The 5050-nt window shown below is 50.1% G+C and carries 6 protein-coding genes and 1 pseudogene; 3 read left to right on the forward strand and 4 right to left on the reverse strand.

Features of this window, described 5'->3' with window-relative positions:
- Positions 1-949, reverse strand: a 949-nt coding sequence (locus tag AC2VLY_RS01335; RefSeq protein WP_486894281.1) for a cbb3-type cytochrome c oxidase subunit I, incomplete at its 3' end; no start/stop codon positions are given.
- 15 nt (positions 950-964) lie between these two features.
- A complete protein-coding gene (locus AC2VLY_RS01340; protein ID WP_193650981.1) occupies positions 965-1930 on the reverse strand; it encodes a COX aromatic rich motif-containing protein in 966 nt (321 codons plus the stop codon).
- Between the two features lie 537 nt (positions 1931-2467).
- Between AC2VLY_RS01340 and AC2VLY_RS01345 the strand changes: the two genes are divergently transcribed.
- Genes AC2VLY_RS01345 through pdxH form a run of 3 tightly spaced genes read left to right on the forward strand, consistent with a single transcriptional unit; the run spans position 2468 to position 4548 of the window.
- Complete coding sequence (locus tag AC2VLY_RS01345) at positions 2468-3211, forward strand: type 1 glutamine amidotransferase domain-containing protein (protein ID WP_486921647.1); 744 nt, start codon at positions 2468-2470, stop codon at positions 3209-3211.
- Positions 3208-3867 (forward strand): ribose-5-phosphate isomerase RpiA, encoded by a 660-nt coding sequence (rpiA, locus tag AC2VLY_RS01350; protein ID WP_486892041.1) that lies wholly within the window; start codon positions 3208-3210, stop codon positions 3865-3867. The genes AC2VLY_RS01345 and rpiA overlap by 4 nt, the downstream gene beginning before the upstream one ends.
- Before the next feature lie 24 nt (positions 3868-3891).
- Positions 3892-4548, forward strand: a complete 657-nt coding sequence (pdxH, locus tag AC2VLY_RS01355; protein WP_486921648.1) for a pyridoxamine 5'-phosphate oxidase — start codon at positions 3892-3894, stop codon at positions 4546-4548.
- An 11-nt stretch (positions 4549-4559) separates the two neighbouring features.
- Here pdxH and AC2VLY_RS01360 read toward each other — a convergent pair whose 3' ends face one another.
- Together AC2VLY_RS01360 and AC2VLY_RS01365 are read right to left on the reverse strand one after the other, a co-directional pair.
- Positions 4560-4871, reverse strand: coding sequence for a hypothetical protein (locus AC2VLY_RS01360; protein WP_193650977.1), 312 nt, complete (start codon positions 4869-4871; stop codon positions 4560-4562).
- Between the two features lie 15 nt (positions 4872-4886).
- A pseudogene (locus tag AC2VLY_RS01365) lies at positions 4887-5050 on the reverse strand (3-isopropylmalate dehydratase small subunit); the annotation flags it as partial.

Consider the following 5050-nt stretch of genomic DNA (forward strand, 5'->3'; position numbering starts at 1 on the left):
TCATGCCGAAAGCCGGCAAAATCACGAAATACACTTCCGGGTGACCCCAGATCCAGAACAGGTTGGTATAGAGCATCAAATTACCGCCCATACCGGCCGTGAAGAAATGCGCACCCAGATACCGATCTGCGGCAACCAGACCCAGCGCCACCTGCAATGCCGGGAAAGAAGTCAGGGCAATGACGTTGGCCGACAGTGAGGCCCACACAAAAATCGGCAACTTGCCCCAGCTCATGCCGGGCGCCCGCATTTTGATGATTGTGGCGAGAATGTTGATACCACCCAGGGTCGTACCCAAAGCCACCAACTGCAGGGTCCAGATCCAGTAATCCACACCCACGCCCGGGCTGTACTGCATTTCAAAAATCGGCGCGTATTCAAACCAGCCGTTGTGAGCAAAATCCCCCACAAACAGGGAAATCATGATTAAGGCCGCAGCCGCAGCCGTAATCCATAAACCCAGGGCATTCAGGTAGGGGTAGGCCATATCCCGCGCACCGATTTGAATGGGCACGATGATATTCATGAAACCTACCAGCAAGGGAGTTGCTGCCAGCAAAATCATGATCAGACCGTGGGCACTGTAAACCTGACCAAAGTGAAAGGGGGTCAGATAACCATGCAGGGATCCGAACACCCCGGAAGAATGCGGACCCACTGCCCAGACCTGCTGGGTACGAATCATCAAACCATCGATGAAGCCCCGGAACAGCATCACCAGACCGATGATGATGTACATGACACCGAGCTTCTTATGATCAACCGTAGTCAACCATTCTTTCCAGAGATAAGTCCATTTACCGTAGTAGGTAATCAGACCAAGGACGATAATGGCTCCGATGACCACCGCCACAAACAGCGGTGCCAGAATCGGATTAGCATAGGGAATCTGCGACCAGGCGAGACGCCCCAGAAGAGGGCTCCAGCCCCCAGGTAAATCTACGAGCATGTGATGATCCTCCGATTAATCGCGATGTTCAGCGGCTTGCTTTTTCATGTAGTCGACCATGTTTTCCGTCATCATCGGCGGGAGTGGCCAGGTTTTTCCACGCATCACTTCAGTCATGACATGATCAAAAAGTCCCTGTTCGACTGAAGAGAAGTAAACCACGTGGTGATTGACATTGATGTAGGGCTGGGCAAAACGGTTAAAGCTGGCGTAGGTCATAGTGCCAGGGGCCTGCTGTACTTTTTGTACCCATTGCGAAAAGTCGGCCTTATCGACCATTTTGGTTTTAAAGGTCATCCAGGAAGTACCCGCGCCGGCAAAGTCGGAAGCAATACCCTGGTATTCACCTGCATGATTACTTAACAAAGCATTTTTGGTGCGCATACCGGGCATTACGTCAATCATGCCGACCAGCTGGGGAATGAAAAAGGTTGTGGTCACGGCACTGGAGGTCAGGCGGAAGAAAACCGGGGTGTGCACCGGCAAGACCAACTCGTTGGCTACGGCCATGTGATATTGCGGATAGACAAATAACCATTGCCAGTCAGTGGCAATGACATCCACTTCCACCGGGTCCCCATTGGGCTTCATATGGTGGGTGATTACCGTCGGGTTATAAGGATTGATTTCGAAAGTCCCTTTTACGGCGAAGTAGGACAGAAATCCGACGGCAATAATGGGAATACCCCAGACAAACACTTCAATGGTGTTGGAATGAGACCAGTGCGGATCATACTTGCCCCGGTTCTTGCCTTTCTGGTAACGCCACATGAACCAGACCACCAGCAAGGCCGTCAGTCCGACAATCGCACCCATGATCACCACATCCACGATCATGTAAAACAGGTTGGTTTTGGCCATGATACCCTTGGGATCAAATATCCAGTAAGGGTTATGTGCGCATCCACCCAGCAGCAAAATGGGAGCCAACGCCGCAGCGCGCCATCCCTTTTTCAGCCAGTTCCTCCACTTAATATCCATTATGTATTTCTCCCTGGCGGACAACAGATGATCCGCAATAAAACAAGATAGCGGTTACTATCCAATCAGCTTTTGATGAAAACAATACAAACTTATACTTTTTATGCTAATTTGAATCTCGGGTGTAAAAGTAGTGCAGAGAAGCCTGCAAATCAATAGAACATCCCCACAAATATTTTTGGGTTAATAAAAGTCTCATTAGTGCTATGAATATATTTAATTTTTTATTACGAATATAATAATACTCTTATTTTGTTATATTACAAAAAATCAATAATAATCAGTTTGTTATTGTGAAAATTAAAATTAAAAAACATTACTTCAATGTTTAATGTTGTATTTTTCCGCTTATAATTTCTTCTCTTGTATTGATATAGATTTTGAATAGATCAACAAGGAAATATTAAAAATAATATATTATTGTATTTTTATTTATATTTTAAATAACCTGATTTACGGTCGTATATTATAAAAATACAAGATTAACCTTACATATGTTTTTATTGTTTCAGCAGGCTTTTGTGTTACACTTTTCTCATGAAACAGCAGCCCTATATTCTATTTCTGCTCAGTAGCGCCCGGGTTTTGCAACTCCGGGATGGCACCGGCATACCCACTGGCTTCTGGGCTGAAGAATTGGTCGTTCCGTGGAATTTACTGAAAAAATCTGGCTGGACTTTGGCTATTGGTACGCTAGACGGCAGTATCCCCATAGTAGATCCGGAAAGTCTGGATCCTGCCAATCTCAACCATGACTCGCAAAAAGCCAGCGAACTGGCGAAGCAGATCACCTGCATACCCGAACTGGAGCATCCTGTCTCCCTGCAAGGTACGCAGGCCGGGCAGCTGGATCTTATGCAGGGATTATTTATTCCGGGCGGGAATGGTCCTCTAATGGATTTGGCAAAGTCTGCCGATGTTGCACGCCTTCTCCAGCATTGTCGTGATCATCACAAGGTATTGGCGACCTTATGCCACGGGAGCGCTGCCTTATTGGCGACTGCGCACGATCAAAGCGAACCGCCCTTTTCCGGAAACCGGATCACCTGTTTCAGTGCAGATGAAGAAGCCGCTACTGCACTGGCCGGCCGCTGGCCTTATACTCTGGAGGAGCACTTGAGAAATGCCGGATTCCTCGTTAGTGTCGGGGAATCCTGGCAAAGCCATGTGGTCGATGATGCGCAAATTCTGAGTGGTCAGAATCCAGCCTCGGCAGCAGCACTGACGGAAGCTTTTATACAACGATTACTTTTTCAGACCAACAAGGAAAAACAGCAATGAATGCAGATGCTCTCAAAAAAATGGCGGCCGAAGCCGCCCTCTCCTACATCCAGCCCGGGATGGTGGTCGGCGTAGGTACAGGCTCGACCACCAACTTTTTCATTGACGCTCTGGGTGCTGCAAAAATTCATGTAGATGGCTATGTCGCCTCCAGCATTGCCACCGAAAATCGCCTGAAAGCCCAGGGCTTGAATGTGCTGGACCTCAACAGCACCGGTGACATTCCCGTTTATGTAGACGGTGCCGATGAGGCTGATCCGCATTTCCGGCTGATTAAAGGCGGCGGCGCGGCACTGACCCGGGAAAAAATTGTGGCCAGCGCCGCCAGACTGTTCGTCTGCATCGCCGACGCCAGCAAAGACAAACCCATGCTCGGCAAATTTCCCCTACCCGTGGAAGTCATCCCCTTTGCCCGCAGCTTTGTCGCCCGACAACTGGTCAAGCTGGGTGGGACCCCTACCCTACGCAATGGCGTGACCACCGATAATGGCAATGTCATCATTGATGTCACCGGTCTGGATTTTTCTGATCCTGTGAAAATGGAGGCCACCATCAATCTGATTCCGGGCGTGCTGGACAACGGCATTTTCGCCCACCGGCGCGCCGATGTGATGCTCTTCGGTAGCGAAAACGGCGTCATTGAGAAAAAGGCCTGAGCTCTGCTCAAAAGAGAAATGCATATGGAAGGTGAAATAGACCATCGCAGTACCCGGCGGGATTTTACCCACGGGGAGTTGCATCGACACGAACTGGACAGCAATCCCTTCCAGCAATTGGCAACATGGCTAGCTGCAGCAACAGAGGCGGGCAATTTTGACGCAACCGCCATGGTGCTGGCTACGGCTGATGCTGACGGGCATCCTGATGCGCGCTATGTTCTGCTCAAGCATTTTGATGAACAGGGACTCTGCTGGTATAGCGACCAGCGCAGCCAGAAGGGTCAGGAACTGGCCGCCAACCCGCATGCAGCACTGGTATTCTACTGGCCGGAAAATGATCGTCAGGTGCGCATCAACGGCCCTGTAGAACTGCTGGATGCTGCAGCGGCCGAAAGCTATTTTCAACAACGCCCGAGCCGCAGCCGTTATTCTGCTTCGGCGTCCATCCAGAGTCAGGTCATCGCCAGTCGTGCTGATCTGGAAGCGCGTGTTGCCGAATTACAGCAGCGCTATCCCGAGGACAACGTCCCACGCAACCCGGCATGGAGAGGGTACCGGCTGATTCCCGAGCGTTTTGAATTCTGGCAGGGCCGTCGTGATCGCCTGCATGACCGATTTGTCTATCGGCATCTTGATGACGCCAGTCATGCCTGGTTGATTGAACGACTCATGCCCTGAGCCGTCATGGCTCAAAACACTTCAATACGCGCCTCGTAATCCACCAGAATCATGCGATAAATATCGTTGCCAAGCTGCACATGGGCAGATTGCGGTGCCCCGATACGAATGCTGTTGCCTCCCGCCATGCTCAAACCGGAAGGGCCGAAATGTTCCTGTTCGATCAGGTCATCCAGTAGCGCCTGCAACTCCTGCCTGGGAACCTGACAGGTATTGTCAATGATCTTGCAGGGCTTGCCCCGTTTAGTTTTCCCTTCGATGATAACGGCATCGGCACGAATGGGCTGCAAGCCCTCATCTTCTATCGCTGCATCCTGAATCATATTGATGAAATCTCCTTAAATACCATCCCGAAATAACCAGGGCGCTGATTGTCGACGGGCTGCCTCATAAGCGCGAATAGCCCCTTCATGCTTCAGGGTCAATTGAATATCATCCAGACCATTCAATAACTTGTGTTTGTGTCCGGCATCCATGGGGAAACAATAGCGACTATCTCCCA

The sequence above is a fragment of the Acidithiobacillus sp. TH-A36 genome, from assembly GCF_057473445.1.